Source organism: Gordonia zhenghanii, from assembly GCF_021738965.1.
Classification (GTDB): Bacteria; Actinomycetota; Actinomycetes; order Mycobacteriales; family Mycobacteriaceae; genus Gordonia; species Gordonia zhenghanii.
This window is the reverse complement of record NZ_JAKKOQ010000001.1, coordinates 244,488-258,997: the sequence shown is the minus strand read 5'-3', so window position 1 is coordinate 258,997 and position 14,510 is coordinate 244,488. Positions and strand designations below refer to the sequence as shown.

The 14,510-nt window shown below is 67.8% G+C and carries 15 protein-coding genes; 6 read left to right on the top strand and 9 right to left on the bottom strand.

Annotation, left to right across the window (positions count from 1 at the left end; translation table 11 throughout):
* Window positions 1-58: 58 nt before the first annotated feature.
* Window positions 59-1,195, bottom strand: a complete 1,137-nt coding sequence (gene serC, locus L5G32_RS01075; RefSeq protein WP_237009160.1) for a phosphoserine transaminase — start codon at window positions 1,193-1,195, stop codon at window positions 59-61.
* A 91-nt stretch (window positions 1,196-1,286) separates the two neighbouring features.
* Window positions 1,287-1,652: a DUF6054 family protein gene (locus tag L5G32_RS01070; RefSeq protein WP_237009159.1), complete on the bottom strand. Its 366-nt coding sequence runs from the start codon at window positions 1,650-1,652 to the stop codon at window positions 1,287-1,289.
* A 143-nt stretch (window positions 1,653-1,795) separates the two neighbouring features.
* Between L5G32_RS01070 and pdxH the strand changes: the two genes are divergently transcribed.
* Window positions 1,796-2,455 (top strand): pyridoxamine 5'-phosphate oxidase, encoded by a 660-nt coding sequence (gene pdxH, locus L5G32_RS01065; protein ID WP_237009612.1) that lies wholly within the window; start codon window positions 1,796-1,798, stop codon window positions 2,453-2,455.
* Window positions 2,456-2,474: 19 nt separating this feature from the next.
* Entirely contained in the window at window positions 2,475-3,764 is a 1,290-nt protein-coding gene (locus L5G32_RS01060) for an MFS transporter (protein WP_237009611.1), read from the top strand.
* Between the two features lie 5 nt (window positions 3,765-3,769).
* Here L5G32_RS01060 and L5G32_RS01055 read toward each other — a convergent pair whose 3' ends face one another.
* From L5G32_RS01055 to L5G32_RS01045, 3 genes are all read right to left on the bottom strand, one after another.
* A complete protein-coding gene (locus L5G32_RS01055; RefSeq protein WP_237009158.1) occupies window positions 3,770-4,774 on the bottom strand; it encodes an oxygenase MpaB family protein in 1,005 nt (334 codons plus the stop codon).
* 357 nt (window positions 4,775-5,131) lie between these two features.
* Entirely contained in the window at window positions 5,132-6,016 is an 885-nt protein-coding gene (locus tag L5G32_RS01050) for a 5-oxoprolinase subunit C family protein (RefSeq protein WP_237009157.1), read from the bottom strand.
* Complete coding sequence (locus L5G32_RS01045; RefSeq protein ID WP_237009156.1) at window positions 6,013-6,690, bottom strand: 5-oxoprolinase subunit B family protein; 678 nt, start codon at window positions 6,688-6,690, stop codon at window positions 6,013-6,015. Before L5G32_RS01045 ends, L5G32_RS01050 begins: the two co-directional genes overlap by 4 nt.
* 170 nt (window positions 6,691-6,860) lie before the next feature.
* Here L5G32_RS01045 and L5G32_RS01040 point away from each other — a divergent pair, with 170 nt between their 5' ends.
* Together L5G32_RS01040 and L5G32_RS01035 are read left to right on the top strand one after the other, a co-directional pair.
* Window positions 6,861-8,171 carry a citrate synthase gene (locus L5G32_RS01040; RefSeq protein WP_237009155.1) on the top strand — a complete coding sequence of 437 codons (1,311 nt, stop codon included), beginning with the start codon at window positions 6,861-6,863 and terminating at the stop codon, window positions 8,169-8,171.
* A 4-nt stretch (window positions 8,172-8,175) separates the two neighbouring features.
* Entirely contained in the window at window positions 8,176-8,541 is a 366-nt protein-coding gene (locus tag L5G32_RS01035) for an FKBP-type peptidyl-prolyl cis-trans isomerase (RefSeq protein ID WP_237009154.1), read from the top strand.
* A 60-nt stretch (window positions 8,542-8,601) separates the two neighbouring features.
* Here L5G32_RS01035 and L5G32_RS01030 read toward each other — a convergent pair whose 3' ends face one another.
* Both L5G32_RS01030 and L5G32_RS01025 read right to left on the bottom strand, forming a co-directional pair.
* On the bottom strand, window positions 8,602-9,378 hold the full coding sequence (locus L5G32_RS01030; protein ID WP_237009153.1) for an ABC transporter permease: 777 nt from the start codon (window positions 9,376-9,378) through the stop codon (window positions 8,602-8,604).
* On the bottom strand, window positions 9,378-10,265 hold the full coding sequence (locus L5G32_RS01025; protein WP_237009152.1) for an ATP-binding cassette domain-containing protein: 888 nt from the start codon (window positions 10,263-10,265) through the stop codon (window positions 9,378-9,380). The genes L5G32_RS01030 and L5G32_RS01025 overlap by 1 nt, the downstream gene beginning before the upstream one ends.
* A 68-nt stretch (window positions 10,266-10,333) precedes the next feature.
* On the opposite strand from L5G32_RS01025, the gene L5G32_RS01020 reads away from it, so the two are divergent.
* Both L5G32_RS01020 and L5G32_RS01015 read left to right on the top strand, forming a co-directional pair.
* Window positions 10,334-11,110, top strand: a complete 777-nt coding sequence (locus L5G32_RS01020; protein ID WP_237009151.1) for a TetR/AcrR family transcriptional regulator — start codon at window positions 10,334-10,336, stop codon at window positions 11,108-11,110.
* Between the two features lie 33 nt (window positions 11,111-11,143).
* Entirely contained in the window at window positions 11,144-11,875 is a 732-nt protein-coding gene (locus tag L5G32_RS01015; protein WP_237009150.1) for an enoyl-CoA hydratase, read from the top strand.
* Between the two features lie 23 nt (window positions 11,876-11,898).
* Here L5G32_RS01015 and L5G32_RS01010 read toward each other — a convergent pair whose 3' ends face one another.
* Both L5G32_RS01010 and L5G32_RS01005 read right to left on the bottom strand, forming a co-directional pair.
* Entirely contained in the window at window positions 11,899-13,203 is a 1,305-nt protein-coding gene (locus tag L5G32_RS01010) for a D-arabinono-1,4-lactone oxidase (protein WP_372491598.1), read from the bottom strand.
* Window positions 13,200-14,429 carry an alanine racemase gene (locus L5G32_RS01005; RefSeq protein WP_237009610.1) on the bottom strand — a complete coding sequence of 410 codons (1,230 nt, stop codon included), beginning with the start codon at window positions 14,427-14,429 and terminating at the stop codon, window positions 13,200-13,202. Before L5G32_RS01005 ends, L5G32_RS01010 begins: the two co-directional genes overlap by 4 nt.
* Window positions 14,430-14,510 lie beyond the last annotated feature (81 nt).

The following is a 14,510-nucleotide window of genomic DNA, read 5'->3' as shown; positions in this document are numbered from 1 at the left end:
AGGGACACGCGGACTGGTCCGCGTGTCCCTCACCTACCTGCGTGTTCGGGTCGTGAGGTCAGAGCTTGCCGACCACGTGGTCGATGCATTCGGTCAGCTTCTGCACGTCCGACGGATCGATCGCGGGGAACATGCCGATGCGCAACTGGTTGCGGCCGAGCTTGCGGTACGGCTCGGTGTCGACGACGCCGTTGGCGCGGAGGGTCTTCGCCACGGCTGCCGCGTCCACCGAGTCGGCGAAGTCGATGGTGCCGACCACCGGGCTGCGGTGCGCTTCGTCCGCGAACGGCGACGCGTACTCGCTGGCCTGCGCCCACGAGTAGAGGATGTTGCTCGACTCGGCGGTGCGGCCGGTGCAGAAGTCCAGTCCGCCGTTGGCGTTCATCCACTCGATCTGGTTCGCGAACATCAGCAGCGAGCCGACGGCAGGCGTGTTGTAGGTCTGGTTCTTCGCACTGTTGTCGACCGCGGTCGGGAGAGACAGGAACTCGGGGCACCAGCGGCCCGACTCCTTGATCTCCTCGACGCGCGCGAGGGCTGCCGGGCTCATGATCGCGACCCACAGGCCGCCGTCGGACGCGAACGACTTCTGCGGAGCGAAGTAGTACACGTCGGTCTGCGCGATGTCGACGGGCAGGCCGCCCGCGCCGGAGGTCGCGTCGATGGCGACCAGAGCGTCGCCTGCAGCCTCGGGGCGCAGGACCGGAACGGCGACGCCGGTCGACGTCTCGTTCTGGGCCCAGCCGATGAGGTCGACGCCCTCGACGTCGGCCGCGGTGATGGCAGCCGGGTCGGGAGCGGTGCCCGGATCGGTCGAGATGACCTTCGGGTCGGCCAGGAACGGGGCCTTCTTGGTGACGGTCGCGAACTTGGACGAGAACTCGCCGTAGGTCAGGTTGAGGGCGCGTTCGCGCACCAGGCCGAAGGCGGCGGCGTCCCAGAATGCGGTGGTTCCGCCGTTGGAGATGACGACCTCGTAGCCGTCGGGCAGCGAGAACAAGTCGGTCAGTCCGCTGCGGACGGCGCCGACGACGTTCTTGACGGGCGCCTGACGGTGGCTGGTGCCGAACACCGACGCGCCCGTGTCGACCAGGGACTGCAACTGTTCGGGGCGGACCTTCGAGGGTCCGCAGCCGAAGCGGCCGTCGGAGGGGAGGAGGTCGGCGGGAATGGTGATCGCGGCGTTCTCGGTCATGATGAGCATGGTAGAACGACTGCCCGGTCCGAACCGATTCGGATCGATGAGCATCCGACGACCCCGCTATGAACAGAACAGATCAGTGGGTTCACATCGCCGTGTCGGGGGCGGCCTGGGCGAGCGGTTCGACCACCGCGACGAGCGTGTCCAGGAAGTTCTCCTCGCCGACGGTGTTGACCTTCCACATCACCGCCTGGCTTCCGCCCGCGGCGATCGCCGAGACGAAGATCCGAGGACCGACGCCGAGGATCGTCACGTTCATCGCGACCCGGTTGCCGCCGAACGCGCTGTACCGCTCGTAGACGCGGACAGCGCACCGCACGTCGGTGCCGGCGGGTTCGATGGCCGAGCCGTCCTCGTACGACGCCGATGAACTCGCTGCCAGCACGCCGTCGTGGACGATGCGGACGACGGCGTCGAAGTCGCCGCGGAAGACTCGTTCGTATTTCGCCATGCGGTGAGTGTGCCTTGCGATCGCGCGTGGGTCGGTCGTCCGATTCCGGACTCGCCGACGACGCGGGGATGCGCCGACCGCCGTCGTAGTAGCGTCCAGGAATATCATCGGTTCTCGTGAACGGGCAGGTCGAATTGCAGAACATGCGGGTCGGTTACGGCGCGGACGACGCGACAGGACGTGACGGGGTCGCGGCGAACCTCGACGTCACGTGGCTGACGGGCGATCCGCCGTGGCGTGCGCTGTTGGAGTCGTGGCTCGCTGCGGCGGTCGATGCGGGCGTCGCCGAGCCGAACGCGATGATCGTCGGGACCGTCGACGCCGACGGTCGGCCGGCGACCCGCACGGTTCTGTGCAAGGGCGTCAGCGACGACGGGATCGTGTTCTTCACCGGGTACGACTCCGACAAGGGGCGGGCGCTCGCCGCGAATCCGTATGCGTCGGCGACGTTCCCGTGGATCGCGATGGAACGGCAGGTCCACGTGCGCGGTCGCGTCGTCACTGTGTCCGCCGAGGAGACCGCGGCCTACTGGAATTCGCGTCCGCGCGGGTCGCAGGTGTCGGCGTCGGCGTCCGACCAGTCGCGCCCGATCGAGTCGCGCGAAGCACTGGAGGCCGAGGCCGCGCGCGTCGCCGAGTCGCTGGGCGACGCCGGGCCGGTCCCGGTGCCGCCGAATTGGGGCGGCTACCGCATCGTTCCCGACGTCGTCGAGTTCTGGCAGGGACGCGCCGACCGGTTGCACAACCGGATTCGGGCCGTGCGAGCAGGCGATTCGTGGCGCGTCGAGCGTCTGCAGCCGTAATCATGGCGGCATGAGCGTAGTGGCGCGACTACTCGCCGACACCACTCCGCTGAAGAACAAGAACTTCAGCCGTCTGTGGTGGGCCAATATCGTCACCGTCATCGGCGCTCAACTGACCGTCGTCGCGGTGCCCGCCCAGATCTACGCGATGACCGGCAGTTCGGCGTACGTCGGGCTGACCGGTGTCTTCGGCCTCGTGCCGTTGGTCGTCTTCGGACTGTGGGGCGGAGCTCTGGCCGACACCTTCGACCGTCGCCGCATCCTGATGGTGACGACGGTCGGACTCATCGCGACGAGCGTCCTGTTCTGGGTGCAGGCGGCGGCAGACTGGAACAACGTCTGGATCCTGTTGTGCGTCTTCTCGCTTCAGCAGGCGTTCTTCGCCGTCAACCAACCGACGCGCACCGCGGTTCTGCCACGGATCCTGGAGAAGCACGAACTCCCGGCCGCCAACTCACTGAACATGACGGTGATGCAGGCCGGCGCGATCGCCGGCCCGCTGGTCGGCGGCGCGTTGATCCCCGTTCTCGGCTTCTCGATGCTCTACCTCGTGGACGCGATCTTCCTGTTCGCCACGTTGTGGGCGGTGATTGCGCTGCCCGCGCTCCCGCCGCTACTGCCCGAGGGGCAGAAGCCGAAGACTCCGGGCCTCAAGTCAGTGGTCGACGGTCTCGTCTATTTGAAGACTCAGCCGGTGCTGTTGATGTCGTTCGTCGTCGACCTGATCGCCATGATCTTCGGCATGCCGCGCGCCCTGTTTCCCCAGATGGCGCATGAAGACTTCGGTGGCCCGAGCGACGGCGGCGTCGCGTTCGCGTTGCTGTTCATCGCGATCCCGCTCGGCGCTGTGGTCGGCGGCGTGCTGTCCGGCTGGGTGTCCCGGGTGGAACGGCAGGGGCGGGCCGTCGTTCTGTGCATTCTCGTATGGGGGCTGTCGATCACCGTCTCCGGCGGGCTTCTCCTGTTCGCGAACGGTTCGCCGCTTCCGGTCCTGCCGCTGGTCGTCGTCGCGCTGATGGTCGGTGGAGCCGCCGACATGGCTTCGGCGGCGTTCCGTCAGACGATGCTGCAGTCGGCGGCCAACGACGACGTCCGCGGCCGACTGCAGGGAGTGTTCATCGTCATCGTCGCGGGCGGTCCGCGCATCGCCGACGTCGCCCACGGCGGGGCGGCGGCCGTCGCAGGAACAGCGACCGCGGTCGCGGGCGGCGGCATCCTCACAGTGATCGGGACCGTCGTCGCGGCGCTCGCCGTCCCCGCATTCTGGCGCTACCGGGTGTCACTGCGGGAGAACGACGTCCGGCCCTGAGGTCCTCAGTCGTTGACTTCGTCGACCTGCCACGGCAGGTTGGCGCGCCGGCCTGCGTGGACGGGGCAGTAGTGGATCGGGTTGTCGCGTTCGTCGCCGGTCGGCAGGTTGCGGGTCGGCGTCTCGAGCAGCGGTGCGTCCGCGGGCACGCGACCGGACACCCGATCGTCGGCGTCGCGGGCACGCGGATGGCGACGGTATCGGGCCGGAAGTAGGTTCACCGCCGCGTTCACGGCTGTGCCGAACAGTCGGAATCGTCGCTCGTCGGTCTCGGTCCAGGTGAGGCCCATCATCTCGCGGATCGGCTCGTCATACAGACCCGTCGTGATCCACATGAAGAGGCGCTGGACCACCGTGACCTGCTGCTTCCACACCCAGTTCGGCAACCACGGCTGCGCCCACGGCGGAGCGGGCAGGGACGTGATGTCGAGGACGGTGCGCACCGCGTCGTGGTCGCGGAGTTCCCGGCGGCACATGTGGTCCCAGTACTCGAGGAACTCCTCGTAGGTGTCCGGGCACGGCCGCATGCTGATGCCGTAGGCCGCATACCAATTCTTCGATTCCTCGAACAGGGCGCGCTTGTCGGCCTCGGAGATCGGCGGGCCGAACGCTTCGGCGCACCGGATGTTGCCGAACCAGAACGTGGCGTGCGCCCAGTAGAAGACGTCGGGGTCGAGCGCGTGGTAGCGACGACCGTCGTCCATCGTGCCCTTGATGGTCAGGTGGTAGTCGCGGACCTGCTGGCCGGTCTCCGGCGTCTGATCGAAGACGACGCCCGAGATCGGATACAACGACCGCAGCAGCCGTTCCCACCGTTCCCCGAAGAAGTCTGAGTGGTCCCACACGCCTGCCGCCAGCTTCGGATGCATGTTCTGCATCGACCCCGACCACAGTCCCATCAGCATGCCGCGCCAGTCGCCGAAGTATCGCCACGTCACCGAGTCGGGACCGAGCGGCGGCAGCGCCGTCGACTCGGCTTCAGTCACGTGGTCGGGCAGCAGATCCGTCATGAGACGAAACTCTAGATTCGTCTCAACAGGAAAGCAATGGTCTCCGCCTCCTTGATCGAGCCCTCCACCCCGTTGATCGAGCGGAGTCGCCCCGTTGATCGAGCCCTCCACTCCGTTGATCGAGCGGAGTCGCCCCGTTGATCGAGATTTCCACTCCGTTGATCGAGCGGAGTCGAGATCCCGCAACGCTGCCTCGCACCCGCCGCTGCCGGTAGTGAGAGCGGCGGTCGCCCCCGTTGATCGAGCGGAGTCGAGATCTCGACCAGCGGTAGGTGAGGCCCTCGACTCCGCTCGACCAGCGTCGGACGGGCCTCGACTCCGCTCGACCAGCGAAGGCGGAAGCTCGACCAGCGAAGCTCAGCCGAGGGAGAAGCGGACCCGGTCGCCGGCGACCAACTGTGCAGCACGGGGCAGGGAGGCTGGGGTCAGGACGGCGACGACGGGGTATCCACCGGTCACCGGGTGGTCGGCGAGGAACAGGACGGGCTGACCGCTCCGCGGGATCTGCACTCCGCCGAGAGGGACGCCTTCGGACGCCAGCTCGGGCAGGTCACGGTGCGCGAGCGCGGGCTCGGCGCCGTCGCCGGGGCGGTCCAAACGAACGCCGATCCGGTTGCTCGCCGGATTCACCACCCAGACGCCGTCGGTCAGCAGCTGTGGCGCGACGAGCCGGTCGTTGCGCGGACCGAAACGCACCGTGAGTGAGACGGCGGGCGCCGCCGGGCATGGTGCGGGCGGCGCGAGCATCACCGCGGGCCAGGCGCCCGACAGGCGTCCGACGGGCAGCTCGTCGCCGATCGACAACGGGGCGGGACCCAGTCCGGACAACGTGTCCGTCGACCGCGAATCGAGTTCGGTGGCGACGTCGAACCCGCCGCGGACCGCGACGTAGTTGCGGCACCCGCGCCGCGGAGCAGTCACCGACAGCGTCTGACCGTTCTTGAGCGGGATCGCCGAATGGCTACCGACCTCGTGGCCGTCGACGCGGACCACCGTCGTCGGTCCGGCGATCGCGACGAGAGCCGTCCCATGGATCCGCGCGGAGAATCCGCCGAGCGTCACCTCGACGCACGCCGCGTCCTCGAGGTTCCCGACGAGCCGGTTCGCGAGCGCGAACGACTCGAGGTCCGCCGCCCCCGACCGCGGAACGCCCAAGTGCGCGTGGCCCGGCCTGCCGAGGTCCTGCACCGTCGCCAGCGGGCCGGTCGAGGCGACGATGAACTCGGTGTGCGGGCCCGTCATCGGTCTGCTCGCTCGAATCGGACCGTCGAACCGGCAGCGAGCACGGCGGGCGGAACCGCACTCGAATCCCACATCCGGCGATTCGTCCGCCCGAGGAGATGCCATCCGCCGGGGCTATCGCGCGGATAGACGGCGCTGTAGCCCGCAGCGACGGCGACGGATCCAGCGGGGACCGCGGGCCTGGACTGGCTGCGTCGCCTGATCTCGGCGAGCAGATCGGTGTCAGATTTGTCACTCGAATCGTCGGGTACCAGGTAGCCGAACCCGGGCGCGAAACCCATGAACTGGACTCGCCAGAGCACCGCTGTGTGCGCACGGACCAGTTCGTCGGGCGAGCATCCGGCCATCGACGCCGCAGCCTCGAGGTCGGGTCCGTCGTACACGGTGTGCACGAGGAGCGGGCCGGCGGAATTCGAGTCGGCGGCTCGGCCGGAGGAACGGTCGGCAACCAGGTCATGGACCACGCGGCGGACCCCCAGCTCGTTCACGCCGACACCGGGAAGTGCCTCGACGAGAACGGTTTCCGCACCCGCGACGACGTCGGCGACCACGAGTCGTCCGTCGGCCGTCGCGGCGCGTAACGCTTCGGCGGCACGGGCGGCCGCACGGGCCGGAGAGTCTTGCCCACTGAAGTCGAGGAGGAGTGCGTCGTCTCCCGCCGGGTACTCGCGCATGAAGTCACGGTATCGGGATGTGAGTAAGCTGAGCGGGCGACGAGAAAAGTCGTAGGCCGTCCTGTGAGTAGACCCGTGTGATCCCGGGGCACCCTCGTTGGGCGGCCCGGTCGAAGGACGACTAGGTTGTAACCCAACAACTGCTCACCCGCGATAGCTAAGGGGCTTGCGTGTCCGTGGAGAATGGCGCCGCCGAACAGCAGACCGGTACTTTCACCTACCCCGGTGGAAAGATCGATCTCCCTATTCTTAAGGCTTCGGAGGGCAGCGACTCGGTCGCACTCGGTTCGTTCCTGTCGACGACAGGCCTGACCACGTTCGACGGTGGCTTCGTGAACACCGCGTCGACCAAGTCGTCGATCACGTACATCGACGGTGATGCGGGCATCCTCCGGTACCGCGGTATCCCGATCGACCAGCTCGCAGGCAAGTCGACGTTCATCGAGGTCAGCTACCTGTTGATCTACGGCGAGCTGCCTACCCCGGCTCAGCTTGACGACTTCACCCACCGCATCCAGCGCCACACGTTGCTGCACGAGGACCTCAAGCGGTTCTTCGACGGCTTCCCGCGCAACGCGCACCCGATGCCCGTCGTCTCGAGCGCCGTCAACGCGCTGAGCGCCTACTACCAGGATTCGCTCGATCCCAAGGATCCCGAGCAGGTCGAGCTCGCCACCATCCGACTCCTCGCGAAGCTGCCGACGATCGCCGCGTACGCGTACAAGAAGTCGCAGGGTCAGCCGTTCCTGTACCCGGACAACTCGTTCAGCCTGGTCGAGAACTTCCTGCGCATGACGTTCGGCTTCCCGGCCGAGCCGTACGAGGTGAACCCCGACGTCGCCAAGGCCCTCGACATGCTGTTTATCCTGCACGCCGACCACGAGCAGAACTGCTCGACGTCGACGGTGCGTCTCGTCGGCTCGTCGCAGGCCAACCTGTTCACGTCCATCTCGGGCGGCATCAACGCACTCTGGGGCCCGCTGCACGGCGGAGCCAACCAGGCGGTGTTGGAGATGCTCGAGGAGATCCGCGCTTCCGGCGGCGACACCAAGGCCTTCATGGACAAGGTGAAGAACAAGGAAGACGGCGTGAAGCTCATGGGCTTCGGTCACCGCGTCTACAAGAATTACGATCCGCGTGCCGCGATCGTGAAGGAGACCGCCGACCAGATCCTCGCTTCGCTGGGTGTGGAGGACGAGCTCCTCGACATCGCGAAGGGACTCGAAGAGGTCGCGCTCAGCGACGACTACTTCATCGAGCGCAAGCTGTACCCGAACGTCGACTTCTACACCGGCGTCATCTACCGCGCGATGGGCTTCCCGACGCGCATGTTCACCGTGCTCTTCGCACTGGGCCGGCTTCCCGGCTGGATCGCCCACTGGCGTGAGATGCACAACGACCCGACCACCAAGATCGGCCGCCCGCGCCAGCTGTACACCGGTTACACCGAGCGCGACTACGTGGCCATGGGAGACCGTTAAAGACATGTCTGAGAACAGCAAGCCCGAAGTCGAGTTCCCCGAGGGGCCGGCCCCGACCGAGCTTCAGATCACCGACCTCATCGTGGGCGAGGGTGACGAAGCGCAGCGCGGCGGCATGGTCGACGTGCACTACGTCGGCGTCGAGTTCGAGACCGGCGAAGAGTTCGACTCGTCGTGGGACCGCGGACAGAGCGCGAACTTCCCGCTCGAGGCCCTGATCCCGGGCTGGCAGGAAGGCATCCCCGGCATGAAGGTCGGCGGTCGCCGTCGCCTCGTCGTGCCGCCGGAACTGGCCTACGGCCCCGAAGGCGCGGGTCACCGACTCTCCGGCAAGACGCTGATCTTCGTGATCGACCTGCTCGGCGCCTGACAGAGTGCACGCGAGACGCCCGGAACCGTTCGGTTCCGGGCGTTTTCGCGTCTGGTGCGCTCACCGCGCGGATCGACGCGGAAACAACCAGACGATCAACGCGCTCGCCACGACGATGATCCCGGTGCACCAGGCGACGGCGATCGCCGCGTCGGTGCCGGGGGACTGGCCGCTCAACAGTGCGCGCGCCGCTTCGACGACCGGGGTCACCGGTTGGTGCGCGGCGAACACCTGGAGCCAGCCGGGCATTGAGTCGAGGGGGACGAAGGCGCTTGAGGCGTACGGCAGGAACAGGATGACGAATCCGTAGCCGCTCGCCGCTTCGGCCGACCCCGCTACTAGCCCGAGCATCGCGAACACCGACGTGATGGCCAAGATGTAGAACGCGACGAGACCGAGAGCGCCCACTGCTTCGACGGCGCTGGTGTTCGGTCGGAACCCGAGGAGCACCGCGACCAGGACGACGATCACGGTGGCGAGCAGGTTCCGCACGACGCTCGCGACGGTGTGCCCGACGAGGACGGTCGCGGCGGTCACCGGCATGGTCCGCAGCCGGTCGATGGCTCCGGACTGCAGGTCCTGACTGACCGAGACTCCGGTGCTCGACGCGCCGAACCCGGCGCAGGTCAGCACGATTCCGGGGACCACGTAGTCGAGGTAGCTGCCGGTGTCGGAGATCGCGCCGCCGAACACGAAGACGAACACCAGCATCAGCATCACCGGCAGGACGACGGCCATGACCATCGCGTCGACGTTGCGGACGCTGTGCCGCACCGAGCGGCCGATGAAGATCCGGGAGGCGGTGACCGCGCTGACGCCGGGCGCCCGAGCGGTCATCACGCGGCCTCCTGCCGGGTTGCGTGTCCGGTGAGCTGGAGGAACGCGTCGTCGAGGGTGGGTCGTCGCAGTTCGACGACGAGGTTCGGACGATCGGCCGCGATTGCCGCGGTGAGTCGGGCGATGTCGTGCGCGGATCCGTCGGTGGGGATCTCCTCGACGACGATCCCGTCGTCGACGAGGGTGAGGACCGCGCCGCCGACTCGCTCCTTGAGCTCTGCGGCGCTGCCGCGCGCGACGATCCGGCCGTGGTGCAGCACCGAGACCTCGTCGGCGAGTGTATCGGCCTCGGCTAGATACTGGGTGGTCAGGAAGACGTTGGTGCCGCTCTCGGCGAGCTCACGGATCTGCTGCCACAGTCCCAGGCGGCTCTGGGTGTCGAGTCCGGTGGTCGGCTCGTCGAGGAAGAGGATCTCCGGCGGCCAGATCAGACTGACGGCGAGGTCGAGGCGTCGTCGCATGCCGCCGGAGTAGGTGGATGCACGTCGACCTGCGGCGTCGGTCAGGTCGAAGCGATCGAGGAGCTCGTCTGCGCGGCGCCGGGCGGCCCGGTGCGAGAGTCCGACGAGTCTGCCCATCATGGTCAGATTCTCTGTCCCGGTGAGGACTTCGTCGACGGTCGCGAACTGTCCGGTCACGCTTATTCGGCGGCGGATGTCTGCGTTTGCCGCCGGTAGGTCGAGGTCGAGCACCTTCGCGGTGCCCGAGTCGTGGGGTCGCAGCGTCGTGAGGATGTCGATGAGGGTGGTCTTTCCCGCGCCGTTCGGTCCGAGCAACGCGTGGATTCCGGGTTGCACGGTCAGCGACAGGTCGGTCAGGACCTGATGGTCGCCGTAGCGCTTGGTGAGGTGGGTCAGTTCGATGATCGGCGTGGCTGTGTATGTCATAAACTGAGTATGACATACACAGAGTGCGACGTACACAGTTGATCTCCGTGGGCACTAGGGTGGGGACCATGGTGGAAAAGACCGAGAGCGGACTGCCGAGGCCCGTCGCGATCGCGTGGGGCACGTACGTGCAGCCGCAAAACGGTCCGCGACGCGGACTCTCGCATCAGCGGATCGTCGAGCAGGCCATCGCGATCGCCGACGCGGAGGGGATCGGGGCCGTCACAATGGCGCGCGTCGCCAAGGAACTCGGATTCACCACGATGTCCCTGTATCGGTACGTCCTCAACAAGGACGAACTGCTGCTCCTCATGATCGGCTCGGAGTCGTTGCTGCCGGCCCGCGCCGAGCCTGATGCCGACAGCGGCTGGCGCAGCGAACTCAGTGCCTGGGCCGATCTGCTCCGCGGCATGTACCGCGACCACCTGTGGATGCTCGACGTCCCGCGCGGTCCGACATCGGTGCTGACGCCCGCGTCGATGTACGTCGCCGACTGGGGGATGCATGCGTTGCGGGAACTGGAACTCAGCGCGGGCGAACAGATCTCGGTGATTCTCGCGCTCTCCTCGTACGTGGCGTCCTTCGCCGGGCTCGAACGAGATCTCGCCGGTCAAGAGGATCTCGAGCTCGGAGCAGACGCCATCGCCGAACTCGGTCGGGTGGCGACTGTCGACCGGCTGCCGTACCTCGCACCGCTTCTGCTCTCCGGCGGCTACGTCGGCGGTGAGCCGGGGCCGAGTGGGGCGGATGACGTGGGCGTGGACGACGACTACCGTCTCGGTCTCGACCTGCTTCTCGACGGACTCGAGGTCCGCTGGCGCAGGCGAGGGCTCAGTACCGACTGAACGCACCGCGTGCCGTCTGGGTACTCTGCCTCCATGATCGTGAGCACCGCAGACGGCCCCGTCACCACCATCGAGCTGGCCCGTGAGAGCAAGCGCAACGCCCTCGACTACGACATGCTGCGCGACCTGTCGCAGGCATTCACCGACGCCGTCGACAGCGGTGCGCGCGTCATCGTCCTCACCGGGCGCGGATCGGTGTTCAGCGCGGGCGCCGACCTGTCGGGGCCGGTGTACGATCCGGAGTTCCCCGAACGTCTCGTCGAGGTGATCGAACAGATCGAGTCGACGCCGATCCCGGTGATCGCCGCGGTCAACGGACCGGCGCTCGGCGGCGGCCTCCAACTCGCGATGGCTGCCGACCTCCGTGTCATGGCCGCCGACGCCGTCGTCGGCATCCCGGCGGCGAAGATCGGCGTCGCGCTGGACGAGTGGACCATCCGTCGCCTCGTGTCACTGGTCGGCGGCGGGCCCGCCCGCGGCATCCTGATCGGGTGCGATCCGCTGACCGCCGACCGCGCGTACGGACTCGGCTTCGCCAATAAGATCGGCGATCTCGCCGACGCACGACACTGGGCCGACACCATCGCGGGCTTCGCGCCGCTCACGCTGCGCCATTACAAGATGGTGCTCACCGGCGACGGTGCGCGCGATGAGGCTCCGAAGGATCGGTACGACGCGATGGTGGCCGCGTGGATGAGCGACGACGCTAAGGAGGCGCGCGCCGCCCGCGAGGAGAAGCGCGCTCCCGTGTTCCGCGGCGAGTAGCCAGCGGCTAGTAGAGGCGCCGGTCAGGCGCCGAGCACCGCCTCCAGGTACGGGTTGGCGAACACCCGCTGCGGGTCGAAGCGTTCGCGTACGGCGAGGAACTCGTCGAACCGGGGATACACCTCGCGGAAGTAGACGGCGTCGCGCGTGTGCAGCTTGCCCCAGTGGGGACGGCCGCCGTGAGCGATCATGATCTCTTCGACGTCGCGGAAGTACTCCTGCGAGGATGCGAGATCGTCCCGGTGGAAGCGGTGCACAGCGATGTATCCGGTCGCGCGACCCGTCGCGGTCGACAGCATCAGATCGTCCGCGGCGGCGGTGCGCACCTCGATCGGAAAGCTGATCCGGTGCTTGCGGTCGATGAGCGAGCGAATCTGGCGGAGTACGTCGGGCACGTCGGCCGCGCCGATCGCATACTCCATCTCGCGGAAGCGCACGCCGCGGTCGGAGACGAAGATCTTGTCCGAGCGGTCGGTGTACGTGCGGGCGGACACGGCCCGTCCGACCACCTGATTGACGGCCGGGACGATGCGCGGAATCCGTGATCCCACGGCCGACAGTGCGCCGAGCGTGCGGTTGGCGAGGAGTTCGTCGTCGATGTAGCGGCGCAGCGGACTCGGGCCGTCGGCCGGGGTGTCCGCGGGCAGTCGGGTGTTCGACTTCGTGAGCGTCCTGCTCGTGTGCGGGAACCAGTAGAACTCGTAGTGGTCGAATTCGGCGACGCGGTCGGCGAATCCGTCGAACACCTCGTCGGCGTCGGCGGGCCCCTCCGCGGCGCGGACGGCGAACGCGTCGACGCACTGAAGGGTCACTTCGGTGAGGACGCCGAGCGCGCCGAGTCCGAGGGCTGCGGCCTTCAGGTCGGGGTCGTCCGGGCCGATGTCCCGGATCGTTCCCGTGCCGTCGACGAGTTGGACCCCGCAGATCTGCGTGGAGATGCCGCCGAATCGTCCGCCGGTTCCGTGGGTGCCGGTGGACACGGCTCCTGCGATGGTCTGACGGTCGATGTCCCCGAGGTTCTCCATCGCCAGGCCGAGCGGCTCCAGAATCGCGGGGATCTCGTGCAGATGAGTTCCGGCAGCGAGGGTCACGCGTTTGCGGTCTACGTCGACGCCTCGGACGCCGCGCAGCCCGGACAGGTTCACCTGGACTCCCGGTGCGACGGCGATCGGTGTGAAGCTGTGGCCCGCGCCGACCGGCTTCACCGTGCCGCCGCGCTCGGCGGCCCGGCGCACCTCGTCGGCGAGCTCGTCGACGGTGCGGGGCGTGATCACCGCGGCGGGTGTATACGAGACGGTGCCGCCCCAGTTGGTCCAGGTTCCGGTCACAGGAAACACTTCCCTTCGCCTCGGTACGTAGGTACGACGTCGACGACGTGCGCGTCGCCGCCCGCATCGCGTTGGATCAACGCCACCCGCTCGGATCGTTCGCAGACCTCGCCGGACTTGGTGTGGCGGAACCACACTCGATCGCCGATCGACAAACCGTCGGCGGCGGCGCCGGAGAGCGGGGTCTGCACCTCGCCCGCCGACTCGGTGCCGACGTACTCGAGGCCTTCGGGCCAGACGGGCTTCGGCAGCCGGTCGAGTCCGGGCGGGCCCGACGCGATCCATCCGCCGCCGCCGCACGTGATCATTCCGTCGGCAGGACGCCGCAGGACGTCGAGGCCGAACGCCATCGCCGGGGCCGGGCGGAAGTGCCGGTAGTTGTCGAACAGGTGGCCGCCGAAGAGGCCCGATCCGGCGGCGATGTCGGTCACCGAGGCGTCCTTCGACGTCTCTTCGAGCGATCCGGTGCCGCCAGCGTTGACGATCTCGAGGTCGGCGATCCGGCGCAACGCCGAGACGACTGCGCCTCGCCGGTGCCGGATCTCGCGCATCGACACCGCCTGCATCGCGCGGACCGCACTGTTCATCGCGGCTTTGCCGTCGACGTCGTTTGCGACGCCCGCGACCTGCGCTTCGTACGACATCACGCCGACAAGTCGGAAGCCGTCGCGCGACTCGATGGTGCGGGCGAGGGCGGTCGCCTGGGCGACGGTGTGGACAGGGGAGCGACGGACGCCGAGGTGTAGGCGTCCGCCCGCGGCCCGCAGTGACGCGTCGAGATCGATGGCCACGCGGACGGTCGGACGACGCTCTGGCGGCAGCACGGAGTCGACGATGTCCAGATGTCCTGGATCGTCGACGAGGAGGGTCACTCGGGAGCACGCCTGCTCGTCGACGAGGAGCGCTGCGAGGGCTTCACGCCTGCAGGTCGGGTAGCCGAGCAGGACGTCGCCGATCTTGGATTCGGTTGCGAGCCAATGTGCTTCGGCGGCGTCGTACGCTAGGACGCCGGCGAAGCCGTCGCGGTCGAGGACGCGGTCGATCATCGAGCGGATCCGTAGCGACTTCGACGCGACGCGGATCGGGACGCCGTTCGCGCGGCGGCGGAGATCGTCGATGTTCGCGTCGAGCGCGTCGAGATCGAGTGCGATGACGGGGGAGTCGAGGCCGGCGCGGCGGACCGCGTCGTCGACGGCGGTCCAGTCGGGTCGGTAGTCGCGGTGCATGTCGCCTCCCCTTTCGTCGAAGTAGATCGATCGATCAACTTTCGCGATAATCATGACACAGCTCTCATTTCATTGTCGACT

Bases quoted from the DNA above. Each gene is read 5' to 3' on its own strand.
- L5G32_RS01045 (WP_237009156.1), bottom strand. From the start codon at position 6,690: ATGCGCGAGTACCCGGCGGGAGACGACGCACTCCTCCTCGACTTCAGT.
- L5G32_RS01005 (WP_237009610.1), bottom strand. From the start codon at position 14,429: ATGCACCGCGACTACCGACCCGACTGGACCGCCGTCGACGACGCGGTC.
- L5G32_RS01055 (WP_237009158.1), bottom strand. From the start codon at position 4,774: ATGACGGATCTGCTGCCCGACCACGTGACTGAAGCCGAGTCGACGGCG.
- serC (WP_237009160.1), bottom strand. From the start codon at position 1,195: ATGACCGAGAACGCCGCGATCACCATTCCCGCCGACCTCCTCCCCTCC.
- L5G32_RS01015 (WP_237009150.1), top strand. From the start codon at position 11,144: ATGATCGTGAGCACCGCAGACGGCCCCGTCACCACCATCGAGCTGGCC.
- L5G32_RS01025 (WP_237009152.1), bottom strand. From the start codon at position 10,265: ATGACATACACAGCCACGCCGATCATCGAACTGACCCACCTCACCAAG.
- L5G32_RS01030 (WP_237009153.1), bottom strand. From the start codon at position 9,378: ATGACCGCTCGGGCGCCCGGCGTCAGCGCGGTCACCGCCTCCCGGATC.
- pdxH (WP_237009612.1), top strand. From the start codon at position 1,796: ATGCGGGTCGGTTACGGCGCGGACGACGCGACAGGACGTGACGGGGTC.
- L5G32_RS01035 (WP_237009154.1), top strand. From the start codon at position 8,176: ATGTCTGAGAACAGCAAGCCCGAAGTCGAGTTCCCCGAGGGGCCGGCC.
- L5G32_RS01020 (WP_237009151.1), top strand. From the start codon at position 10,334: ATGGTGGAAAAGACCGAGAGCGGACTGCCGAGGCCCGTCGCGATCGCG.
- L5G32_RS01050 (WP_237009157.1), bottom strand. From the start codon at position 6,016: ATGACGGGCCCGCACACCGAGTTCATCGTCGCCTCGACCGGCCCGCTG.
- L5G32_RS01070 (WP_237009159.1), bottom strand. From the start codon at position 1,652: ATGGCGAAATACGAACGAGTCTTCCGCGGCGACTTCGACGCCGTCGTC.